This is a genomic window from Mitsuaria sp. TWR114, from assembly GCF_007997345.1.
Genome location: NZ_VOSR01000279.1, coordinates 1 through 1,057, shown reverse-complemented (window position 1 = coordinate 1,057; position 1,057 = coordinate 1). Strand labels below are relative to the sequence as shown.

Genomic DNA, 1,057 nt, shown 5'->3' with positions numbered 1-1,057 from the left:
GCGTGGGGCCGTCGAGGGCCGCAAGCGCCTCGGTCCAGAAGGCCTGCGGCGCGCCGGCATCCTGCCGCTGCAGCCAGCGCACGAAGTCGCCATAGCGCGGCGCGCCGCGGCAGCGCCTCGCCGGCGTAGCAGCGCAGCCATTCCGCCATCAGGCGGGCGTCGCTCCAGCCGTCGGAGAGCAGGTGGTGGCGGGTCCACACGAGCTGGTGGCGATCCTCGTCCAGCTGGATCACGGCAACCCGCGAGAGCGGCGGGCGGAGCCAGTCGATCGGGCGCGTGAGCTCGGCGCGGGCGAAGTCGGCGATGCGACGCGCGGTGTCCGCCTCGCCGCGCCAGTCCAGCCGCGTCATGGCGCTGGGCGCCTCGCGCAGCACCAGTTGCAGCGGTCGCGTCATGCCCGGTTGCCACAACACGGCGGTGCGCAGCATCGCGTGCCGCGCGACCATCACGCGCCACGCCGCTTCCAGGCGATCGGGATCGAGGTGGCGGACCTCGACGTTCAGCTGGTTCACGTAGAGGCCGGAGTCCGGCGCCTCGACCGAGTGCAGCAACATGCCTTCCTGCGTCGGCACCAGCGGGTAGACGTCCTCGATCGAGGCGGGGTCGATCGGCAGCGCGGCGATGGCGGCGGCATCGAGGAAGTCGTCGAGGCGACCGAGCGGCGATGCCGCATCGGGCGCTGCCAGCGCGCCGTCGTCGATCCGCTGCGCCGCAACGCCGAGACGGGCGATCGTCTGCAACTCGAAAATCTGCCGCGGCGTCAGATGCCATCCGGTGCGACGCAGGCGGGCAATGATCTGCAGGCTGAGGATGGAATCCCCGCCGACTTCGAAGAAGTTGTCGTGGCGGCCCACTCGGCTGATGTCCACGTCGAGCACGTCGGCCCAGACCGCGGCGATGGCGGTCTCGACCTCACCCTGTGGTGCCTCGTAGGCGGCTGCCGATGCGGTGTGGAGATCCGGCGCCGGCAGCGCCTTGCGATCGACCTTGCCGCTGGGGTTCAGCGGCAGCGTGTCGAGCACGACGATGGCGCTGGGGACCATGTACTCGGGCAAGG

The 1,057-nt window shown here is 71.3% G+C and carries 1 protein-coding gene; it reads right to left on the bottom strand.

All coding sequences use genetic code 11. The features are described 5' to 3' along the window. Positions 1 to 1,043 (bottom strand): condensation domain-containing protein (locus tag FUT87_RS11915; RefSeq protein ID WP_255511785.1); only part of this gene is annotated, 1,043 nt, incomplete at its 3' end. Positions 1,044 to 1,057: the final 14 nt, after the last annotated feature.